Origin of the sequence: Pseudomonas sp. P20, from assembly GCF_016463925.1 — a bacterium.
In the GTDB taxonomy this organism is placed as follows: Bacteria; Pseudomonadota; Gammaproteobacteria; order Pseudomonadales; family Pseudomonadaceae; genus Pseudomonas; species Pseudomonas aeruginosa.
In genome coordinates, this window is sequence record NZ_JAEMVM010000003.1 from 217,683 (window position 1) to 237,611 (window position 19,929).

19 protein-coding genes are annotated in these 19,929 nt (G+C 67.6%); 12 read left to right on the forward strand and 7 right to left on the reverse strand.

Annotation, left to right across the window (positions count from 1 at the left end):
* Nucleotides 1–1,434: a multidrug transporter subunit MdtD gene (gene mdtD / locus JHD77_RS05175; RefSeq protein WP_003142686.1), complete on the reverse strand. Its 1,434-nt coding sequence runs from the start codon at nucleotides 1,432–1,434 to the stop codon at nucleotides 1–3.
* Between the two features lie 373 nt (nucleotides 1,435–1,807).
* On the opposite strand from mdtD, the gene clpG reads away from it, so the two are divergent.
* Nucleotides 1,808–4,606, forward strand: coding sequence for an AAA family protein disaggregase ClpG (gene clpG, locus JHD77_RS05180; protein ID WP_031756996.1), 2,799 nt, complete (start codon nucleotides 1,808–1,810; stop codon nucleotides 4,604–4,606).
* Nucleotides 4,607–4,707: 101 nt separating this feature from the next.
* On the forward strand, nucleotides 4,708–5,286 hold the full coding sequence (locus JHD77_RS05185; protein ID WP_003084725.1) for a DUF2780 domain-containing protein: 579 nt from the start codon (nucleotides 4,708–4,710) through the stop codon (nucleotides 5,284–5,286).
* 152 nt (nucleotides 5,287–5,438) lie between these two features.
* Here the strand turns inward: JHD77_RS05185 and JHD77_RS05190 are convergent, their stop codons facing one another.
* Nucleotides 5,439–6,326 carry an acyltransferase gene (locus JHD77_RS05190; RefSeq protein ID WP_003099939.1) on the reverse strand — a complete coding sequence of 296 codons (888 nt, stop codon included), beginning with the start codon at nucleotides 6,324–6,326 and terminating at the stop codon, nucleotides 5,439–5,441.
* Between the two features lie 142 nt (nucleotides 6,327–6,468).
* Between JHD77_RS05190 and rloA2 the strand changes: the two genes are divergently transcribed.
* The 6 genes from rloA2 (at nucleotide 6,469) to JHD77_RS05220 (ending at nucleotide 11,171) form a co-directional block, all read left to right on the forward strand.
* Nucleotides 6,469–6,978 carry a retropepsin-like aspartic peptidase RloA2 gene (gene rloA2 / locus JHD77_RS05195; protein WP_003084733.1) on the forward strand — a complete coding sequence of 170 codons (510 nt, stop codon included), beginning with the start codon at nucleotides 6,469–6,471 and terminating at the stop codon, nucleotides 6,976–6,978.
* A gap of 84 nt (nucleotides 6,979–7,062) precedes the next feature.
* Entirely contained in the window at nucleotides 7,063–7,752 is a 690-nt protein-coding gene (creB, locus tag JHD77_RS05200) for a two-component system response regulator CreB (protein ID WP_003084734.1), read from the forward strand.
* Nucleotides 7,752–9,176: a two-component system sensor histidine kinase CreC gene (creC, locus tag JHD77_RS05205; protein ID WP_003113267.1), complete on the forward strand. Its 1,425-nt coding sequence runs from the start codon at nucleotides 7,752–7,754 to the stop codon at nucleotides 9,174–9,176. Before creB ends, creC begins: the two co-directional genes overlap by 1 nt.
* 102 nt (nucleotides 9,177–9,278) lie before the next feature.
* Nucleotides 9,279–10,637, forward strand: a complete 1,359-nt coding sequence (gene creD / locus JHD77_RS05210; RefSeq protein ID WP_003099944.1) for a cell envelope integrity protein CreD — start codon at nucleotides 9,279–9,281, stop codon at nucleotides 10,635–10,637.
* Between the two features lie 49 nt (nucleotides 10,638–10,686).
* A complete protein-coding gene (locus tag JHD77_RS05215; protein ID WP_003084737.1) occupies nucleotides 10,687–10,989 on the forward strand; it encodes a hypothetical protein in 303 nt (100 codons plus the stop codon).
* Entirely contained in the window at nucleotides 10,986–11,171 is a 186-nt protein-coding gene (locus tag JHD77_RS05220) for a hypothetical protein (protein WP_003084739.1), read from the forward strand. The genes JHD77_RS05215 and JHD77_RS05220 overlap by 4 nt, the downstream gene beginning before the upstream one ends.
* Here the strand turns inward: JHD77_RS05220 and JHD77_RS05225 are convergent.
* Both JHD77_RS05225 and JHD77_RS05230 read right to left on the reverse strand, forming a co-directional pair.
* On the reverse strand, nucleotides 11,134–11,754 hold the full coding sequence (locus tag JHD77_RS05225; RefSeq protein WP_003117918.1) for a glutathione S-transferase: 621 nt from the start codon (nucleotides 11,752–11,754) through the stop codon (nucleotides 11,134–11,136). The genes JHD77_RS05220 and JHD77_RS05225 overlap by 38 nt on opposite strands.
* Before the next feature lie 18 nt (nucleotides 11,755–11,772).
* Nucleotides 11,773–12,720: a Vgb family protein gene (locus tag JHD77_RS05230; protein WP_031756994.1), complete on the reverse strand. Its 948-nt coding sequence runs from the start codon at nucleotides 12,718–12,720 to the stop codon at nucleotides 11,773–11,775.
* A gap of 85 nt (nucleotides 12,721–12,805) precedes the next feature.
* Here JHD77_RS05230 and JHD77_RS05235 point away from each other — a divergent pair, with 85 nt between their 5' ends.
* The gene (locus tag JHD77_RS05235) at nucleotides 12,806–13,663 is read left to right on the forward strand and encodes a PP2C family serine/threonine-protein phosphatase (protein ID WP_003099950.1); all 858 of its coding nucleotides are present in this window, start codon (nucleotides 12,806–12,808) and stop codon (nucleotides 13,661–13,663) included.
* Nucleotides 13,664–13,835: 172 nt separating this feature from the next.
* On the opposite strand, the gene JHD77_RS05240 is transcribed toward JHD77_RS05235, so the two are convergent.
* The 3 genes from JHD77_RS05240 to JHD77_RS05250 form a co-directional block, all read right to left on the reverse strand.
* Nucleotides 13,836–16,250: a TonB-dependent siderophore receptor gene (locus JHD77_RS05240; RefSeq protein WP_031688817.1), complete on the reverse strand. Its 2,415-nt coding sequence runs from the start codon at nucleotides 16,248–16,250 to the stop codon at nucleotides 13,836–13,838.
* Nucleotides 16,251–16,353: 103 nt separating this feature from the next.
* Nucleotides 16,354–17,325, reverse strand: a complete 972-nt coding sequence (locus tag JHD77_RS05245) for a FecR domain-containing protein (RefSeq protein WP_031756993.1) — start codon at nucleotides 17,323–17,325, stop codon at nucleotides 16,354–16,356.
* A complete protein-coding gene (locus JHD77_RS05250; protein WP_003084762.1) occupies nucleotides 17,322–17,840 on the reverse strand; it encodes an RNA polymerase sigma factor in 519 nt (172 codons plus the stop codon). The genes JHD77_RS05245 and JHD77_RS05250 overlap by 4 nt, the downstream gene beginning before the upstream one ends.
* 168 nt (nucleotides 17,841–18,008) lie before the next feature.
* Here JHD77_RS05250 and JHD77_RS05255 point away from each other — a divergent pair, with 168 nt between their 5' ends.
* The 3 genes from JHD77_RS05255 to JHD77_RS05265 all read left to right on the forward strand — a co-directional run bounded on the left by JHD77_RS05255 (nucleotide 18,009) and on the right by JHD77_RS05265 (nucleotide 19,921).
* On the forward strand, nucleotides 18,009–18,758 hold the full coding sequence (locus JHD77_RS05255) for a glutathione S-transferase family protein (protein ID WP_003084765.1): 750 nt from the start codon (nucleotides 18,009–18,011) through the stop codon (nucleotides 18,756–18,758).
* Nucleotides 18,759–18,897: 139 nt separating this feature from the next.
* Nucleotides 18,898–19,302, forward strand: coding sequence for a PaaI family thioesterase (locus JHD77_RS05260; RefSeq protein ID WP_003118845.1), 405 nt, complete (start codon nucleotides 18,898–18,900; stop codon nucleotides 19,300–19,302).
* A gap of 49 nt (nucleotides 19,303–19,351) precedes the next feature.
* Nucleotides 19,352–19,921 carry a TetR/AcrR family transcriptional regulator gene (locus tag JHD77_RS05265; RefSeq protein ID WP_003084771.1) on the forward strand — a complete coding sequence of 190 codons (570 nt, stop codon included), beginning with the start codon at nucleotides 19,352–19,354 and terminating at the stop codon, nucleotides 19,919–19,921.
* The last annotated feature ends 8 nt before the right edge of the window (nucleotides 19,922–19,929 follow it).

Consider the following 19,929-nt stretch of genomic DNA (forward strand, 5'->3'; position numbering starts at 1 on the left):
CTAGAGGTCCGGGTCCTTTTCCGGATCGACCCGGCGCGGGCTGGTGCGACCGTCCTCGCTGCCGAGCTGGAAGAAGATCGCCGCGGCCAGCATCGACATCAGGCCGACGCTGACATAGGTGGCGTGGAAGGCGCCGAGTACGGTGTCCTGCCCCGTATCCAGGTCGGTCTGGAAACCGCCCAGCAACGCCGCCGCGCAAGCCACGCCGAGGCTGATCGACAACTGCACGACCACCGACATCAGGCTGTTGCCGCTGCTGGCGTTGCTGTCCTGCAGGTCGATCAGGGTGAGGGTGTTCATCGCCGTGAATTGCAGGGAGTTCACCGCGCCGAGCAGGCTCAGGTGCAGCAGCAGCCAGACGTAGGGGGTGTCCTGGTCGACCAGGCCGAAGCCGGCGATCAGGCAGCCGAGGATCAGGGTGTTGCCGACCAGCAGCTTGCGATAGCCGAAGAAGTCCAGCAGTGGCTTGGCCATCGGCTTGGCGACCATCGCGAACAGCGCCAGCGGGATCATGGTCATGCCCGCGGTGGAGGGCGGGTAGCCCAGTCCCACCTGCAGCAACAGCGGGGTGAGGAAGGGCAGGGCGCCGCTGCCCAGGCGGGCGAACAGGTTGCCGAGGATGCCGACGGCGAAGGTCCGCGCCTTGAACAGGTTCGGTGGGAACAGCGGCTTGTCGATGCGTAGCGCGCGCAGCCAGTAGGCGGTGAGCAGGACCAGTCCGCCGATCAGCAGCAGGACCACGCGCAGGTGCGACAGGTGCAGCTCGCCGAGTCCTTCCAGGGCGATGGAGATCAGCACCATGGAGCCGCCGAAGAGCAGGAAGCCGATGCTGTCGAAACGGCTCGGCACCGGGCTGCGCAGGTCCGGCATCAGCTTCATCGCCACCAGGCAGCCGAGCAGGCCGACCGGCAGGTTGATCAGGAAGATCCAGTGCCAGGAGGCGTACTCCACCAGCCAGCCGCCCAGCGTCGGTCCCGCCAGCGGGCCGAGCAGGCCGGGAATGGTGACGAAGCTGAGCACCCGCACCAGGTCCTGGCGCGGGTAGACGCGCAGGATCACCAGCCGTCCCACCGGCATCATCAGCGCGCCGCCGACGCCCTGTACGATGCGCGCGCCGACCAGCAGTTCGAGGCTCGGCGACAGCGCGCAAAGCAACGAGCCGAGGCTGAACAGCAGTACCGCGCCGAGGAATACCCGGCGTGTGCCGAAACGGTCGGCGATCCACCCCGAGGCCGGTATCAGCAGGGCCACCGTGAGCAGGTAGGCGATCACCACCGCCTGCATGCGCAGCGGGTTTTCGTTCAGCGAACTGGCCATGCTCGGTAGTGCGGTGTTGAGGATGGTGCCGTCGAGGGCTTGCATGAAGAAGGCGACGGCGACCAGCCAGGGCAGTTGGCGGGCGATGCGGGGGGTGAGCTGGAACGGCTCGCTCATGGACGGGCTCCCTCGGGCGGACAGGGCCCAAGCATAGAGAAGTTCTCGCCGCGATGGGACGGCCGACGACCGGATCGGGGCGAACAGCGGGCATTGCGGCGGAAGTCGCGGCCAGAGAGGTCGCCTTTCATTGTCCTGGGTCAAGCCGAAGCGCTGGCGCTCGCCGGCTGCTGTGCTAGTACTCAAGAGTCACCCCGTCAGTGGCTGCGGATGCGACGTCGGCGCTTCGTCATCGCACGGACATGTCCCGCGTTGCATGCTCGACGGCGCGTGCTTCACCGCCTTGTCGCGATGTTCTCCACGCAGCGCTCGGCGACCCCGGTCGCCGCTGCCGTCGCCGAAGCCCACCTTCCGTGGAAACAGGAGTCCTCCCATGGCCCAGGAACTTTGCGCTATCTGCCACGAACGTCCCGCCGTCGCCCGCGTCAGCCTGGTACAGAACGGCCAGCGCCGCGAACTCGCCCTCTGCGAACTGCATTACCGCCAGTTGATGCGCCAGCAGCGTATGCGCTCGCCGCTGGAGTCGCTGTTCGGCGGCGGCAGCCCGTTCGACGAGATCTTCTCCGGCTTCGGCGAGCAGAGCCCGGTCACCCCGGTGCGCGCCCGCGAGCCGGAGGCGGTGGACATCGCCGAGTACTTCAGCAAGCAGACCACCGAGTACCTGCAACGCGCCGCGCAGGTCGCCGCCGAATTCGGCAAGCGCGAAGTGGACACCGAGCACCTGCTCTACGCCCTGGCCGACGCCGACGTGGTGCAGGCGGTGCTCAAGCAGTTCGGCCTGTCGCCGGCCGACCTCAAGCAGTACATCGAGGCCAACGCCGTGCGCGGCGCCAGCAAGGGCGAGGCGAGCGAGGACATGACCATCTCCCCACGGGTGAAGAGCGCCTTGCAGCATGCCTTCGCCCTGTCCCGCGAACTCGGCCACAGCTATGTCGGCCCCGAGCACCTGTTGCTCGGCCTGGCGGCGGTGCCGGACAGCTTCGCCGGGACGCTCCTGAAGAAGTACGGCCTGACCGAGCAGGCGCTACGGCAGAAAGCGGTCAAGGTGGTCGGCAAGGGCGCCGAGGATGGCCGCGTGGACGGCCCGAGCAACACTCCGCAACTGGACAAGTTCAGCCGCGACCTGACCCGGCTGGCCCGCGAAGGCAAGCTCGATCCGGTGATCGGCCGCTCGAAGGAAGTCGAGACCACCATCGAGGTGCTCGCCCGGCGCAAGAAGAACAACCCGGTGCTGATCGGCGAGCCCGGCGTCGGCAAGACCGCCATCGTCGAAGGCCTGGCCCAGCGCATGGTCCAGGGCGAGGTGCCGGAGGTGCTGCGCGACAAGCGCCTGGTCGAACTGAACATCAACGCCATGGTCGCCGGCGCCAAGTACCGCGGCGAGTTCGAGGAACGCCTCAAGCAGGTGATGGACGAACTGCAGGCGGCGCAGAGCGAGATCATCCTGTTCATCGACGAGGTGCACACCATCGTCGGTGCCGGCCAGGGCGGCGGCGAAGGCGGGCTGGACGTGGCCAACGTGCTGAAGCCGGCGATGGCGCGCGGCGAGATGAACCTGATCGGCGCCACCACCCTCAACGAGTACCAGAAGTACATCGAGAAGGACGCCGCGCTGGAGCGGCGCTTCCAGCCGGTGTTCATCCCCGAGCCGACGGTGGAGCAGACCATCTCCATCCTCCGTGGCCTGCGCGACAAGCTCGAAGGCCACCACAAGGTGACCATCCGCGACGAGGCCTTCGTCGCCGCCGCCGAGCTGTCCGACCGCTACATCGGCAACCGCTTCCTGCCGGACAAGGCCATCGACCTGATCGACCAGGCCGCCGCCCGCGTGCGCATCGCCAGCACCTCGCGGCCGGCCGAGATCCAGGAACTGGAGGCCGAGCTGGCGCAGCTCAAGCGCGAGCAGGACTACGCCGCCAGCCGCAAGTGGTACGACGAGGCGAAGGTCTTCGAGAAACGCATCCAGGAACGCAAGGAACACCTCGAGCAGATCACCGAGCGCTGGCAGCAGACCCAGGGGTCGAAGACCGAGGAGGTGCGGGTCGAGGACATCGCCGAGATCATCTCCAGGCTCACCGGCATCCCGGTCACCGAACTGACCGCCGAGGAGCGCGAGAAGCTCCTGCAGATGGAAGAGCGCCTGCACCAGCGGGTGATCGGCCAGCAGGAAGCGATCACCGCGGTCAGCGACGCCGTGCGCCTGGCCCGCGCCGGGCTGCGCCAGGGCAGCCGGCCGATCGCCACCTTCCTGTTCCTCGGCCCGACCGGGGTGGGCAAGACCGAGCTGGCCAAGGCCCTGGCCGAGGTGGTGTTCGGCGACGAAGACGCGATGATCCGCATCGACATGAGCGAATACATGGAGCGCCACGCGGTGTCCCGGCTGATCGGTGCGCCGCCGGGCTACGTCGGCTACGACGAGGGCGGCCAGCTCACCGAGCGGGTGCGCCGGCGGCCGTACAGCGTGATCCTGCTCGACGAGATCGAGAAGGCCCACGCCGACGTCAACAACATCCTCCTGCAGGTGTTCGACGACGGCCGCCTGACCGACGGCAAGGGGCGCGTGGTGGACTTCACCAATACCATCATCATCGCCACCAGCAACCTCGGCTCCGAGCTGATCATGAAGAACGCCCAGGCCGGCGAGTTCGCCCAGCCGCCGGAGAAGCTCAAGCGCGAACTGATGACTACCCTGCGCGGACATTTCCGCCCGGAATTCCTCAACCGCCTCGACGAGGTGATCGTCTTCGAGTCGCTGAGCAAGGCGCAGATCGAGGACATCGTGCGCCTGCAACTGGAGCGGGTGAAGCGCGCCGCGCACGCTCAGGACATCTACCTGCACATCGACGACAGCCTGGTCGGCCACCTCGCCGAAGAGGCCTACCAGCCGGAGTTCGGCGCCCGCGAGCTGAAGCGGCAGATCCGCCAGCAACTGGAGACGCGCCTGGCCACGGCGATGCTCAAGGGCGAGGTGAAAGAGGGCGAGACGGTCACCTTCTTCTACGATGCCAAGGACGGCGTCGGCTACCGCAAGGGCACCGCGCCGAAGCCGGCGGCACGCAAGAAGTCCGGCGCCGGCGAGACGCCCAAGGGCCGCGCGACGGCGGCGAGGAAGCCGGCGGCGAAGAAAGGCGCCGCCGCCAAGGGCAAGGCCGACAAGCCGAAGGCCAAGTGACCCGACCAAGGTTGGGGAACAAGGCACCGGCCGGCCGGTCGAAATCTCACCCCGGCCTGCGAATGCGGCCGGGGCGTTCGATATCTCATGAGGAATTGCCGATGCGCGTCACCACCCACGCTACCCTGGCCGCGGCCCTGCTGCTCAGCGCCGCCTCCGCGTTCGCCTTCAATCTCGGGGATGCCGCCAAGGCGGTCGCCGGGGCATCCCAGGGCGACTCTGCCCAGGTAGCCACCACCCCGCAGACCAGCGGTCTGCTCGGCGCACTCACCGGCCAGCTCGGGGTCAGCCAGGAGCAGGCGGTCGGCGGTACCGGCGCCCTGCTCGGCCTGGCCAAGAACCAGTTGGCCGGCAACGATTATTCACAACTGGTTAAGACCATCCCCGGCCTCGACAAGCTGGCCGGCAACAACGCCCTGGCCGGTCTCGGCGGGCTCGGCAACGTGCTCGGCAAGAGCGGCGGCGACAGCAAGGGCCTCGGTTCGCTGCTCGGCAATGCGGACAGCATGGGCGACGTGAACAAGGCCTTCGGCACCCTGGGCATGGATAGCGGGATGACCGAGAAGTTCGCCCAGGTGCTGGTCGACTACTTCGGCAAGCAGGGCGCCAACAGCGAGCTGCTGGGCAGCCTGAGCAATCTCTGGGGAGTGAGCAAGGCGGGCGGCTCGTCGCTGCTCTGATCTGCCGCCAGCGGATCGGCGGATAACCGCGCTGCGGTTATTCGCCCTACGAAGTGGGTGCGGCGCCCGGATATTCGTTGCCTGCACCGGTAGGGCGAATAACGCCCCCGGCGTTATCCGCCCTACGAGATGGGTGTGCTTCGGCCGGTACTTCAGCGCAGTTGCCGCAAGCGGGCGATGCGTTCGTCCTTTTCTTCCCACATGCGCGAGACCCATTCCTGCACGTACTGGCGGAACACCGGGTCGTTCTCGTAGTCGCCCTGCCACAGGGCGGGATCGATCGGCCGGGTCTGGATGTCGACGATCACCTTCGGCACTCGGCCGCAGAGCAGGTCCCAGAATCCCGGCACCTTGTCGCTCGGGTAGACCACGGTGACGTCGAGCAGGGCGTCCAGTTGCTCGCCCAGCGCGGCGAGGACGAAGGCCACCCCGCCGGCCTTGGGCTTGAGCAGGTGGCGATAGGGCGACTGTTGCCGGGCCTTCTTCTGCTCGCTGAAACGCGTGCCTTCCAGGTAGTTCACCACGGTCACCGGGATGCGCTTGAACTTCTCGCAGGCGGCCTTGGTGATCTCCAGGTCCTTGCCCTTGAGTTCCGGGTGCTTCTCCAGGAAGGCCTTGGAATAGCGCTTCATGAACGGATACTCCAGCGCCCACCAGGCCAGGCCGAGGAAGGGCACCCAGATCAGCTCCTTCTTGAGGAAGAACTTGAAGTACGGGGTGCGCCGGTTGAACACCTGGATCAACGCGGGGATGTCGACCCAGGACTGGTGGTTGCTCACCACCAGGTACGAGGTGTCCTGGCGCAGGTCGCCGGCGCCGCGCACGTCCCAGACCGTCGGCGTGCAAGTGGCGAAGATCCACTTGTCGATCTCCGCCCAGGTCTCGGCGATCCACATCACGCCCCTGGAACAGAGGTCCTTCAGGCGCTGGCCGGGGAGCACCAGCTTGAGCAGTGCGATCAGCATCATCGGGCCGATCAGGATCAGCGTGTTGAGAAGCAGCAGAAGGCTGCTGGTCAGGCCGGTCAACAGTTCCCGCATGGTTGGTTTCCCTGTCCTGGGTGTGGGTCGACGCGGCCCATCATACGCATCCGCGCCGCGCCGCCCAAGCCGCCGGCGTGGCGAACGAAACCGCGCCGTGCTAGTCCTATGTGGACCTCGTATCACTTCAGGAGATGCCCGCGTGAAGCGTGCCCTTGCCTTGCTCTCGCTGTTCGCCCTGCCGGTCCTCGCCGCCGAGCCCAACCTCTACGGCCGCTACGAATGGGTCTCCCTGCCGGAGCTGGACCGCACCCTGCAGGCGAAGATGGACACCGGCGCCTACACCTCCTCGCTGTCGGCCAAGGACATCGAGTTGTTCCAGCGCGACGGCGAGGAGTGGGTGCGCTTCCGCCTGGCCACCAAGGAGGCCGATGGCTCGGTGTTCGAGCACAAGCTGGCGCGCATCGGCAAGATCAAGAACCGCGCCGACAACCGCAACGGCGAGGACGAGGATGAGGACCGCCTGAGCGAACGCCCGGTGATCGACCTGCAGGTCTGCCTGGGCGGAGCGATGAAGACCATCGAGGTCAACCTCACCGACCGCAGCGCCTTCAACTATCCGTTCCTGATGGGCACCAAGGGCTTGCGCAAATTCCACGTCGCGGTCGATCCCTCCGAGCGCTTCGTCGCCGACAAGCCCACCTGCAAGTAAGCGTCCTACGCCACCGGCGGCGCGATTGACGCGCGCGCCGGCTTGCGGCACCGTTCCGGCATTCCCGTCAGCCGCCGTCACGCCATGCCGCATATCCTGATCGTCGAAGATGAAGCCGCGATTGCCGACACCCTGCTCTACGCCCTGCAGGCCGAAGGCTTCGCCACCACCTGGGTGACCCTCGCCGGCGAGGCGCTGGCGTTACAGGAGCGCCAGCCGGCGGATCTGCTGATCCTCGACGTCGGTCTGCCGGACATCAGCGGTTTCGAGGCCTGCAAGCGCCTGCGGCGGTTCTCCGAGGTGCCGGTGATCTTCCTCACCGCGCGCGATGCCGAGATCGACCGCGTGGTCGGCCTGGAGATCGGCGCCGACGACTACGTGGTCAAGCCGTTCAGCCCGCGCGAGGTGGCGGCTCGGGTCAAGGCCATCCTCAAGCGCATGGCGCCGCGCCCGGCGGCGCTGGAAGGGGCCGCGCCGAGCGGGCCGTTCCAGGTCGACGAGGAGCGCGTGCGGATCCACTACCGCGACACCCCGCTCAACCTCACCCGCCACGAGTTCCGCCTGTTGCAGACGCTGCTCGGGCAGCCCGAGCGGGTATTCAGCCGCGAGCAGTTGCTCGACGCCCTCGGCGTCGCCAGCGAGGCCGGCTACGAGCGCAACATCGACAGCCACATCAAGAGCCTGCGCGCCAAGCTGCGCCAGGTGAACGAACGCGGCGAAGCGATCCAGACCCATCGCGGCCTGGGCTACAGCTACAGCCCGGACCACGCCTGATGCCGCTCGGCGTTCGGATCTTCCTGGTCTACTTCCTGTTCGTCGGTCTCACCGGCTACTTCGTGCTGAGCACGGTGATGGACGAAGTGCGCCCCGGCGTGCGCCAGTCCACCGAGGAAACCCTGGTGGACACCGCCAACCTGCTCGCCGAGATCCTCCGCCAGGACGTGAAGAACGGCACCCTGGCACAGAGCGACCTGCCGGAGATGCTCGAGGACTACGGCAAGCGGGTGCCGCAGGCGGATATCTGGGGCTTGCGCAAGGAGGCGGTGAACCACCGCATCTACGTCACCGACGCCAGCGGCAAGGTGCTGCTGGACTCCGCCGGGGTGGCCGTCGGCCAGGACTATTCGCGCTGGAACGACGTCTACCTGACTCTCCGGGGCCAGTACGGCGCGCGCTCCAGCCGCGAAGACCCGGACGACCCGGATTCCTCGGTGATGTACGTGGCGGCGCCGATCAAGGATGGCGGGAAGATCATCGGGGTGGTTTCGGTGGCCAAGCCGAACAGCAGCCTGCAACCCTACATCGACCGCTCGCAGCGGCGGCTGGCCTGGCTCGGTGCCGGGCTGATCGCCCTCGGGCTGCTGGTCGGCGGCCTGCTCTCCTGGTGGCTCAGCGGCGCGCTGCGGCGCCTCACCCAGTACGCCCAGGCGGTCAGCGAGGGGCGCCGCGCCGAGCTGCCGCGCTATCGCGGCGGCGAGATGGCGCAACTGGCCGACGCGGTGGAACGCATGCGCACGCAACTGGAAGGCAAGGACTACGTCGAGCGCTACGTGCATACCCTGACCCACGAACTGAAGAGCCCATTGGCGGCGATCCGTGGCGCCGCCGAGTTGCTCGACGGCGAGATGCCGGCCGAGCAGCGGGCGCGCTTCGTCGGCAACATCGCCGGCGAGAGCGAGCGCCTGCAACAACTGATCGAGCGCCTGCTGAGCCTGGCCCAGGTGGAGCAGCGGCAAGGCCTGGAGGAGGTCGGCAAGGTCGACCTGCGGGAGATCGCCGCGTCCCTGCTGGAAGGCCAGGCGGCGCGTATCCAGCGCCAGCGATTGCGGGTGGAGAACCGCCTGGAAGGTCCCTGCGAGGTTCGCGGCGAGCAGTTCCTGCTGCGCCAGGCGCTGGCCAACCTGCTCGACAACGCCCTCGACTTCACCCCGCCCGGCGGCATCCTTCGCCTGCTCGCCGAGGCCGACGGCGAGGGTATCGCCTTGCGCCTGTTCAACCAGGGGCCGGCGATTCCCGACTACGCCCTGGCGCGCCTCACCGAACGCTTCTACTCGCTGCCGCGCCCGGCCAGCGGGCGCAAGAGCACCGGGCTGGGACTGAACTTCGTCGCCGAGGTGGCGCAACTGCATGGCGGCCGGTTGCAGGTCGGCAACCGCGACGACGGCGTCGAGGCGCTGCTCTGGCTGCCGCGCGGCTGAGGCGTCTCCACGGAAACTCCATCGACTCTCCACACGGCGACCCGAAGCCCGCCATCGCGGCGCCGCAGACTTTCCGCCATCACCCCGACGGAGAGTCCCCCCATGAACCGCACGCTGGCCTACAAGCTCGGCGCCATCGCCCTACTCATCCTGCTATTGCTGATTCCCCTGTTGATGATCGACGGCCTGATCCGCGATCGCCAGGAGGTTCGTGACGGCGTGCTGCAGGATATCGCCCGCAGCTCCAGCTACAGCCAGCGCCTCACCGGCCCGCTGCTGGTGGTGCCGTACCGCAGGACGGTGCGCGAGTGGGTCACCGAGGAGAAGACCGAGAAGCGCGTGTTGCAGGAGCGCGAGCAGCGCGGCGAGCTGTACTTCCTGCCCGACCGCTTCGCCCTCGACGGGCAGATGCGCACCGAGCTGCGCTACCGCGGCATCTACCAGGCGCGCCTGTACCACGTCGACAACAAGGTCGCCGGCTACTTCCAGGTGCCTGCGCACTATGGCATCGAAGAAGACCTGGAGGACTACCAGTTCGAAACGCCGTTCCTGGCGATGGGCATCAGCGACATCCGCGGCATCGAGAATGCCCTGCGCCTGTCCCTCAACGGTGCCAGCGTCGACTTCGAGCCGGGTAGCCGGGTCGGCCTGCTCGGCAGCGGTGTGCACGCACCGCTGCAAGGCGTCGACGGGCGCCAGGCGCAGCGCCTGGAGTACGCCTTCGACCTGTCGTTGCTCGGCAGCGAGCGGCTGGACATCGTGCCGGTGGGCCGCGACAGCCAGGTCATCCTGAAGGCCGACTGGCCGCACCCGAGCTTCGGCGGCGAGTTCCTGCCCAGCGAGCGGGAGATCACCGCCCAGGGCTTCACCGCGCGCTGGCAGACCAGCTTCTTCGCCACCAACATGGAAGAGGCGCTGCGCAGTTGCGTGGAGGAGCAGCGTTGCGACGGCTTCCAGGCGCGCGCCTTCGGCGTCGGCCTGGTCGATCCGGTGGACCAGTACCTGAAGGCCGACCGCGCGATCAAGTACGCGCTGCTGTTCATCACCCTGACCTTCGCCGGCTTCTTCCTCTTCGAGGTGCTCAAGCGCCTGGCGGTACACCCGGTCCAGTACGCGCTGGTCGGCCTGGCGCTGGCGTTCTTCTACCTGCTGCTGCTGTCGCTGGCCGAGCACGTCGGCTTCGAGCTGGCCTACCTGGTCTCCGCCGGAGCCTGCGTCGGCCTGATCGGCTTCTACCTGTGCTTCGTCCTGCGCAGCGTGGCCCGAGGGCTGGGCTTCAGCGCCGGCCTGGCAGGGCTGTACGGCCTGCTCTACGGCTTGCTGAGCGCGGAGGACTACGCCTTGCTGATGGGCTCGCTGCTGCTGTTCGCGGTGCTTGCCGCGGTGATGGTGCTGACCCGCCGCCTGGACTGGTACGGGGTCGGCCGCAAGGACTTCCCGGCGGTACCCGCCAGGGCCTGACGACGAAGGCGGCGGCGCCGGCCGCCGCCGATTTCCAAGGAGGAAAAGCATGCGCCTGTTCTTCGAGTTCACCCTCTGTGCCGCCCTCGGCCTGCTGGTCAGCGGCGTGATCCTGATCTTTCTGCTGTTCTTCGGCAAGTTCGGCCTGATCGAGTACTGGATCGCCAGCGGCAAGCCCCTGGCCCACGCCATGCTGGTGCTGATGCCGGACGGATTCTGGGAAGGCCTCAGCGGCATCGAGGGCGCCGCCGGCAATCCGCACGTGCGCTCCTTCCTGGAGCTTTGCATGGGGCTCGGACAGAGCGCGCTGTTGCTGGGCCTGCTGCTGTTCCGCCTGGTGTGCTGGAAATGAATGGCTATGTCGGCCTGCGCGACGACCGTCGCGACGGCGAGCGCCTGGCGGCGCGGATCGGCCTGCTGTTCCCCGGCCCCTCGGCGGCCTGGCTGCAACGCGCCGAGCGCCTGCGGCGGCAGCAGGCGTCGGCGGGCCTCGGGGTCAGGCGCGGGTGGCCTGCATCGACGGGCGCTGGCTGACTTCGGCGAACCAGGCGGCGAGTCGCGGGTAGCGGCCGCGCCAGTCCCACTCCGGCTGGCGCAGGTCGAGATAGCCCAGGGCGCAGGCGACGCCGATGGCGGCGATGTCGAAGCGCGCCTGCAGTTCGGCGATGCAGTCGCCCTCCAGCCACGCCAGGGACCGCGCGATCTTTTCCCGCTGTGCTTCGAGCCAGGTGTCCCAGCGCTTCTCCTCGGGGCGGACGAAGGTTTCGTAGCGGGACAGCACCGCGGCGTCGAGGACGGCGTCCGCCAGCGAGGCGATGGTCAGGCGTCGCCAGCGGGCGCTGCCTTCGCGGGGGATCAGCGGTTCGCCGACGTGCTGCTGGTCGAAGTAGTCGCAGATCACCCGGCTGTCGTGCAGCACCTGGCCGTCCGGCAGGCGCAGGGCGGGAATCTTGCCGGCCGGGTTGCTGGCGTTGAGCTGCCGGATGGGCGCGACCGGCGTCGGCGTGACTTCCTCGAGCGCGACGCGCTCGCGTTGGCCGGTTTCGTGGAGCAGGACCAGGACCTTGCGCACGAAGGGCGAGGCGGCGGCGTAGAACAGCGTATGGGTAGCGCTCATGCGGGCTCCTTGGAAGGATCAGTCGCGGACGACGCGCAGACGATCGGCGGCAGGCTCGGCGCTCCAGGTTTCTCCGGGGCGACCGCCGAGCAGGGCGTTGCCGGGCGCCGGCCGGTCGCTGGGCAGGACGCGGAATGTCGCCTGCTCACTGTCGAAACGCAAGAGCGCCCCGCTGGCGGCGTCGTGCAGCCAGACACGGTCCATGGCGTCGACCCGCAGGCTGTCCGGGCGGGCCTGGCTGTCCGGCAGCGGCCAGCTCTGCCACGAGGCATCGCTGGGATCGTAGCGGTACAGCCGGGCGCCACCGCTGTCGCTGGCCCAGAGCCTGCCGATGGAGTCGGCGCCGATCCCGCGCAAGGCCTTCGTGCCTTCAGGCGCGGGCAACCGCTCGGTGCTGCCGTCGAGCGGATCGACATGCACCAGCGCGTCGTCCTGCGCGTACCAGACCTCGCCGTCCGGGGTGACGCAGATGCCGTTCGCCGCCTTGCCCTGGGGCGAGGGCCAGACCTCCACCAGGCGCCTGGCTGGGTCGAGGCGACCGTGGAAGCCGCGGCTGCCGGTGAACCAGAGGCGCCCGTCGTCGAATACCGCGGAGTCGAGCCCGGCCGGCGCGGCCTTGGCCGGTAGCGGGAAACGTTCGCTGCCCAGGCGCTCGCCGCCGATGCGAAGGATGGCGTTGAGGCCGCTGTCGAGCACCCAGGCGTTGCCGCTCTCGTCGCTGACGATGGCTCGCGGCCGCGCGCCTTCGCCGAGCGGCACCTGCACGCTCTCGCCGCTGGTCGGGTCGAGACGCCCCAGCGAATGCCCGCCGTCCGCGCCGTACCAGACCGCACCCTGTGCACTGGGCGCGACCGCGTAGGGCGCGGAGCCCTTGTCCAGCGGGTAGTACTGTTCGCCGGCCAGGGCGGCGCCGGTCGACGACAGGGCCAGGAACAGGCCCAGCAGCGGGTAGGGCAGGTGACGCATACGGTTCTCCCGGAACGACGAGCGGAACGTGGAAAGGCTCTGTCTTGCTATTCTGGCAGCGCATTGAGCATAGGAGGAACTGCGAATGGCCACAGTGGAAATACTCGGGGCGGAATGCCGCGCGGGGGGCGCGGTGAACGACGATGCGCTGGGCTGCACGGCGCAGGCCGCCTGGGTGATCGACGGTGCCACCAGCATCGGTCGCAGCGTGCTGGGCGTGGAAAGCGACGCGCGCTGGCTGGCCCAGGCGGTGGACCGGCACCTGCGGTTGCTGCTGGAAGTCGAGCCCGAGCAATCCAGCGAGACCCTGCTGCGGCGCCTGCTCAACGATATCCAGGGCGACTTCCGCGCCCAGAGCGGCCGCGACTGGCACGACCTCGAAGACATGCCGGCGGCCTGCCTGAGCCTGCTGCGGATTCGCGGCGGAGAAATCGAACTGCTCAACATCGGCGACAGCCGGATCCTCGTCGAAGGCGCCGACGGCCAGGTACGCAGCTTCGGCGATTCGGCCCTACACGAACTGGATCGGCAATCCCTGGCGCATTTCTGCCGGATGCGCGAGGAACATCCGCAGTGGGATCACGCCGAACTGTTCAAGGCCAGCCGCCCGCGCGTGCGGCAGAACCGCCTGCTGATGAACAAGCCCGAGGGCTACTGGGCGCTGGACATCAGCGACCGCTGGCTCGGCCAGGTGCAGCGCGAGACCTTGCCGCTCGCCGCGTTGCGTTCCTTCGTGCTGATGACCGACGGCTTCGACCGGCTGGTCGAGCCTTTCCGCCGCTATACCGACGAACAGTTGCTGCGACGCCTCGAGGACGTCGGAGTGAGCGCCATGCTCGACGAGTTGCGCGAGATCGAACAGGGCGACGACCAGGCCCTGGCTTTCCCGCGTTTCAAGATCCACGACGACGCCAGCGCGCTGTGGGGTCGGATCGCGGGGTGAACGATGATCTCCGGCGCCCGGAATGCAGGTCCTCCCCATTGCGCCGGCTGCCGATATCCCGGCCCTCTCCCTCAGGCGGGAGGAGGGCATCCGGTGCCCGGAAGGTACGTTCTGCGGTAGGGCGAATAACCGCGAAGCGGTTATCCGCCGTTACGCACCTGTGACGCGTCGCTCACCACTTGTAGCTGACGCTGCCCACCACGCTGCGCTGGTCGCCGTAGTAGCAGTAGTAGCCGTCGCAGGACGCCAGGTAGTCCTTGTTGAACAGATTGTTGGCATTGACCGCCACGCTGACGCCTTTCAGGCTGCCGTTCAATTGGCCCAGGTCGTAGCGCACGGCGGCGTCGTACAAGGTGTACGAGCCGGCGTAGCCGTCGTAGGTGTTGGCCTGGTCGCCGTAGGTCGAGCCTACGTAGCGGGCGCCGGCACCCACGCTGAAACCGTTCAGCGTACCCTCGTGCCAGGTGTAGTCGGCCCATAGCGAGGCCTGGTTGCGCGGCGCCTGTTGCAGGCGGTTGCCTGCGTACTGGCCTTTTTTCACTTCGGTGTCGGCGTAGCTATAGGAGCCGATCACTTTCAGATTGTCTGTGACGTTGCTGGTGGCTTCCAGCTCCAAGCCGGTGACCTTAACCTCGCCAGCCTGCGAGGTAGTGGGTGTCCCATTGACGTTGTCGGTGACCCTCACGTTCTCCTGGCGTAGGTCGTAGACGGCTGCGGTGAACAGCGAATCGGAGCCTACGGGTTGATACTTGACGCCCAGTTCCCATTGTTTGCCTTCGGTGGGTTTGAACATCTTGTTGGAGCCTATATCGTCGGCGCCGGTGCTTGGCTGGAATGACTCCGCATAGGAAAGGTAGGGCGCCAGGCCGTTGTCGAAGATGTAGCTCAGAGCTGCGTTACCGCTGAATTTCTTGTCGCGGCTGGTGTTGGTGGCATCGTTCTGATTGTAGAACGTGGCGCCGGCATGTACCCAGTCCTCGCGGCCGCCGAGGGTCAGGCGCCAGTTGTCGAGGGCGATCTGATCCTGGACGTAGAGCCCGGTCTGATAAGTCTTCTGTCGGTAGTCATAGAACGCACTAGAGCGCGATGGCTTGGGAATTGGCTGACCATAGATCGGGTTGTTGACGTTGGTCGGCGGCACACCGGTGAAGTTGTAGATCGAGGTGTAGTCGGTGCGGGTGCGGTTGTGATCGATACCCAGTAGGAGAGTATGGCGCAGCGCACCGGTCTCGAAGTCAGCCTGGAAATTGTTATCTACCACGAACTGACTGATGTCCTCGTCCACCGAGGTCGTCATGCGCTGTAAGGTGCCGTCGGCGCTGGCCGCATCGATACTGCTGGTTGGCGTAAGCGTCTGGAACGACAGGTCGTTGCGCAGGTAGCGCAGGTTCTGGCGGAACTGCCAGACATCGTTGATGCGCCGTTCGAAGGAGTAGCCCAACCAATAGTAGGTGCGGTCGTAGAAGTCCCAGTCCGGATCGCCGAGGTTTTTGTGATGGGAAATCTTTCCGAATGGAGCATCGTATTTGGTCCCGCGTAACGGCAAGAATTGGCTGGTGGCGGCTGTATCGTCGCGGTTGAATTGGCTGAGGAAGGTCAGCCGGGTATCGTCGTCGATGTTCCAGGTCAGGCTCGGGGCGATGTTGTAGCGCTTGTCGTCGATATGGTCGACCTGGGTGTTGCTGTCGCGCACCACGCCGGAGAGGCGATAGAGAAAGCGCCCCTCGTCGTCGATCGGGCCGGTGCTGTCGAAGCTGACCTGCTTGTGGTTGTAGTTGCCGATCTCGGCCTTCAGTTCATGGCTGGCGATGCCCTGCGGGCGCAGGCTGACCATGTCGAGCATGCCGCCGGGCGGGGTCTGGCCGTAGACCGAGGAGGCCGGGCCGCGGAGCAGGGCGAGGCGCTCCAGATTCCAGGTCTCCAGCTTCGGGTTGTTGTATGAGCCTGTCGCCATCGGCAATCCATCGAGGAACTGGGTCGGCTTGAAGCCGCGCACCTTCAACCAGTCGGAACGGGAGTCGCTGCCGAAACTGCTGGCGACGACGCCGGGCATGTAGCGCACCGCGTCGTCGAGGTTGTGCACGGCGCGGTCGGTCATCTGCTGGCGGGTCGCCACCGAGATCGAACGCGGGGTCTCGAGGATCGGCGTATCGGTCTTGGTGCCGGTCATGCTGCGCTTGGCCACGTAGCCGCTGGTCGGCCCCAGTGGGTCTTCCTCGGCGCCGCTGACCGTCATCGCCTGCAGCGACAGGGTGTCTTCCGGCACCTTGCGCAGGCTGTAGGTGCCGCCGGCATTTTCCACCAGTTCCAGGCCGCTGCCCTTGAGCGCTTCGCGCAATGCGCCGGGCGCGTCGAAGCGACCTTGCACGGCGTGGGCGCTGCGTCCTTCGGCGAGCGCCGGATCCAGGGTGAGGACCAGGCCGGCCTGGGCCGCGATGCGGTTCAGGGTGCCTGCCAGCGGCCCGGCGGCGATGCGGTAGTCGCGCACCCTGGCCTGTTCGGCCGGGGCGGCGTGGAGGAACGGTGCGGGAACGGCGAGGGCGATGGCTAGGGCGAGCAGGCCGGGACGGAACGTCGGGCGAGGCATGTGCGGGGCTCCTGGATGGAAACGAGTCTCAATGCCTCCTTGCCGGACGAGTCGGAAAAAGTGATAGGGCCGGCGGGAAAAATTTTTCGCCGGCCCGTTCGGTTCAGCGTGGCACCACTTCGAACCACCAGGCGTTGTGCCTCATGCTGCGCACCGGCAGGCTCGGCTCCAAAGCCTGAAGGGCGAGGCGGGTGTCCTTCAGCGGGAAACTGCCGGTGACGCGCAGGTCGGCGATGCTCGGGTCGACCTGCAGCAGCGCCGGCGAATAGCGCCCCAGTTCCGCCACCAGGTCGGCCAGCCGGGCGTTCTCCACCACCAGCATGCCTTGTGCCCAGGCGCCGGCCAGGGCCGGGGCCGCTTCGCTGGCCTGCAGGCCTTGCGGCAGGATCAGCACCTGCTGGCCTTCCTTGATCACACGCTCTTCGCTGAGCGTTTCCGCGCGCGCGGCCACCGCCGACTGCAACACGGTGAGGCGCGTGCCGGGTTCCTCGCGGCGCACCAGGAAGCGCGTGCCGAGGGCGCGCATGTCGCCATCGGCGCTGCTGACCACGAAGGGGCGCGGGTCGCCATGGGCGGTTTCCACCAGGATCTCGCCGGCCAGTAGCACGACCTGGCGGCGTTCGCCGTCGAAGCGGACGTCGATGGCGCTGCGGCTGTTCAGGCGCACATGAGTGGCATCCGGGAGGGTCAGCTCGCGCTGCTCGCCGGTGGCGCTGTAGGCATCGGCCAGCAGGTAGCGGACCGGGACGTAGCGGTTGGCCACGCCGAGCCCGACGCCTAGCGCCAGCACTAGCCCCAGGGCGCTGCCGCCGAGCCGGTGCAGGCGGCGCTTGAAGCGTGCGTTGCCGGACAGCAGGGCGTTGCGTGCCGGCCCGTTGGCGGCTCTCGCCAGGTGCCGGTCGAGGCCGCCGAGCTGTTCCCAGGCGCGTTCGTGTTCGGGATGCGCCGCGTACCAGCGGTGGAAGGCGCGGTGATCGTCGGGATGGGCTTCGCCGGAGTCGAGCAGCAATTGCCAGGCGATGGCTTCGTCGAGCACCCGCGCGCGTACCGGCGAATGACGATCGTCGGCGCTCACCGGGGCTCTCCGTAGAGGGCGATGTAGCACTGGCGCAGACCCTGGGCCAGGTATTGGCGCACGCGCGGCACCGAGACTCCGAGACGCTCGGCGATCTCCGCGTGGGGCATGCCGTCCAGGCGGCTATAGAGAAACGCGCTACGCGCCTTCAGCGACAGCGTGCCAAGCAGGCGATCGATCTCGCGGAGGTCCTCGAGAATCAGGTACTGCTCTTCGGCCGAAGGCTGCTCCGCTTCCGGAACCAGCGCCAGTTCGGCGAGATAGGCCTGTTCAAGGGCGGCGCGGCGGAAGTGGTCGATCATCAGACCGCGCGCCACCTTCGCCAGGAACGCGCGCGGTTCGCGCAGGCCGGGCAGCTCCGGGCGGCCGAGGAGGCGAACGAAGGTGTCCTGGCTGAGGTCTTCGGCGCGCTGGCGGCAGCCGAGGTTGCGGTTCAGCCAGGCAAGCAGCCAGCCGCGGTGGTCCCGGTACAGGCTACCCACGAATTCGCTGTTGCTGACGTCACCCGCCGACACGACCGCTCCCCATCCCGAAACGGGATTGAATGGAAAAACGAGAATTATTCGCAAATGATCGCAAAGTGCGACTATCCCTGCAATTGGCGTCCGTCGGGAAGCCACTTGAGTCGTCCCGCTGGTTTGCCGGAGGATCGGCGTTCCCATAACAAGAACAGGAGTCTCGCCGTGGCCGAACCTTTGCTGATCATCGGTTCCTATCTGTCCCCCTATGTGCGCAAGGTGCTGGTGCTGCTGGAACTGAAAGGCATTGCCTACCGCATCGACCCCATCGTGCCGTTCTTCGGCGACGAGGCCTTCGAGCGCCTCAGTCCGTTGCGCCAGATTCCGGTGCTGGTGGACGGTGACTTCGTCCTCAACGATTCCAGCGTGATCTGCCAGTACCTGGAGGAGCGCTACCCGCAGCCGAGCCTGTATCCCGCCGACATCGGCCAGCGCGCCCAGGCCCGCTGGCTGGAGGAGTACGCCGATTCGCGGCTGGGCCAGGTGATCATCTGGCAGTTGTTCCACCAGTTGGTGATCAACCGCGGCATCTGGCAGCGCGAACCCGACCAGGCGATCCTGCAACGCACCTACGACGAAGACCTGCCATCGATCTGCAACTACCTGGAAGGGCGGGTTCCGCCAAGCGGCTGGCTGTGCGGCGAGCTGTCCATCGCCGATGTCGCCGTCGCCTGCCTGTTCCGCAATGCCCAGTTGGCGCGCTACCAGGTCGACGGCGAGCGCTGGCCGCGCCTGGCGCGCCTGTTGGCTGACGCTTTCGCCCTGCCGGCCTTCCAGCATCTGGCGCGTTTCGAGAAGGCCACCGCGCAGACCCCGGTCGCCGAACAGCGCCAGGCGCTGCGCGAGGCCGGCGCGCCGCTCAGCGCGACCAGCCACGCCCGCGAGCGGCCGGTGCGCGGTCCGATGAGCCGCTGAGAGGGAGTGCGGGCGGCGCCCAGGGCGCCGTCCTGATGAAGCGCCATTCAGCGCCTCGATAAGACCTTCGCGGCGCTGGTGGATCCAGCGTCCGGGCATATTTTATATAGACCAGTCTATATAAAACGGAGGCCGCACCGTGATGAACGTCCCCGAAGGGTTCCAGCCGCTGTTCCGCAGCAGTCCGTTGCTCGACCTGCTCGGTCCTTTCTTCTGCCGGCAGGACGCCCAGCGCCAGTTGGTGGTGGCGCTGCGCATCGACGAAAAGCACTGCAACCACGGTGGCACCGCCCACGGCGGCCTGCTCTCGACCCTGGCCGACGTTGGCCTCGGCTACGCCATGGCGTTCTCCCGCGAACCGCCGCAGCCGATGGTCACCGTCGGCCTGCGCCTGGACTTCTGCGGGGTCGCGCGGGTCGGCGACTGGCTGGAGGTGCATACCCGGGTCGACAAGCTCGGCCAGCGCATGGCCTTCGCCTCGGCCCGGCTGCACAGCGGCGAGCGCCTGGTGGCCAGCGCCAGCGGCGTGTTTCATCTGCCCTGAGGCTCGGGCATGCTTGCCCGGTCGTCTGCCGTGAGTTGGGGAGTCAGGTTTGCCGAAGAAGTCCAATGCCGCCGAACGGATCGTCCATGCCACCGCCTCGCTGCTGGCCAGCCGCGGGTATTTCGGCACCGGGCTGAGCGACATCATCGCTCGCGCCGAGGCGCCGAAAGGCTCGCTCTATCACTATTTCCCCGAGGGCAAGCCGCAGATCGCCAGCGCCGCGATCGGCTTCGTCGCCGACGAGGTGGCGTCCTTCCTCGACCGCGCCGGGACCCAGGCCCCCCATGCGCGCAACGTCCTCCGCCAGTTCACCGCGACCCTGCGTGGCTGGCTGGAGCATTCGCGTTTCGAAGAGGCCTGCCCGGTGCTTTCCACCAGCCTGAGCATCGACGCCGAGCTGGCCCCGGTGCACGCTGAATGCCGCCGGGCGCTCCGCGCCTGGCACGCCAGCATCGAGCGTGCGTTGCGCGCCGACGGACTGGCGGAAAAGCTCGCCGCCTCGCGCGCCTGGCTGATCCTCGCGGCGCTGGAGGGGGCGGTCGCGGTGGCCCGCGTCGAGCGGTCGTTCCAGGCGCTGGATGCGATCGAGGAAGAATTGCAGGCGCTACTGCCGGCCTAGGCGGGTGT

Coding starts and splice junctions, on each gene's coding strand:
- mdtD (WP_003142686.1), bottom strand. CDS start 1,434: ATGAGCGAGCCGTTCCAGCTCACCCCCCGCATCGCCCGCCAACTGCCC.
- clpG (WP_031756996.1), top strand. CDS start 1,808: ATGGCCCAGGAACTTTGCGCTATCTGCCACGAACGTCCCGCCGTCGCC.
- JHD77_RS05185 (WP_003084725.1), top strand. CDS start 4,708: ATGCGCGTCACCACCCACGCTACCCTGGCCGCGGCCCTGCTGCTCAGC.
- JHD77_RS05190 (WP_003099939.1), bottom strand. CDS start 6,326: ATGCGGGAACTGTTGACCGGCCTGACCAGCAGCCTTCTGCTGCTTCTC.
- creB (WP_003084734.1), top strand. CDS start 7,063: ATGCCGCATATCCTGATCGTCGAAGATGAAGCCGCGATTGCCGACACC.
- creC (WP_003113267.1), top strand. CDS start 7,752: ATGCCGCTCGGCGTTCGGATCTTCCTGGTCTACTTCCTGTTCGTCGGT.
- creD (WP_003099944.1), top strand. CDS start 9,279: ATGAACCGCACGCTGGCCTACAAGCTCGGCGCCATCGCCCTACTCATC.
- JHD77_RS05215 (WP_003084737.1), top strand. CDS start 10,687: ATGCGCCTGTTCTTCGAGTTCACCCTCTGTGCCGCCCTCGGCCTGCTG.
- JHD77_RS05220 (WP_003084739.1), top strand. CDS start 10,986: ATGAATGGCTATGTCGGCCTGCGCGACGACCGTCGCGACGGCGAGCGC.
- JHD77_RS05225 (WP_003117918.1), bottom strand. CDS start 11,754: ATGAGCGCTACCCATACGCTGTTCTACGCCGCCGCCTCGCCCTTCGTG.
- JHD77_RS05230 (WP_031756994.1), bottom strand. CDS start 12,720: ATGCGTCACCTGCCCTACCCGCTGCTGGGCCTGTTCCTGGCCCTGTCG.
- JHD77_RS05235 (WP_003099950.1), top strand. CDS start 12,806: ATGGCCACAGTGGAAATACTCGGGGCGGAATGCCGCGCGGGGGGCGCG.
- JHD77_RS05240 (WP_031688817.1), bottom strand. CDS start 16,250: ATGCCTCGCCCGACGTTCCGTCCCGGCCTGCTCGCCCTAGCCATCGCC.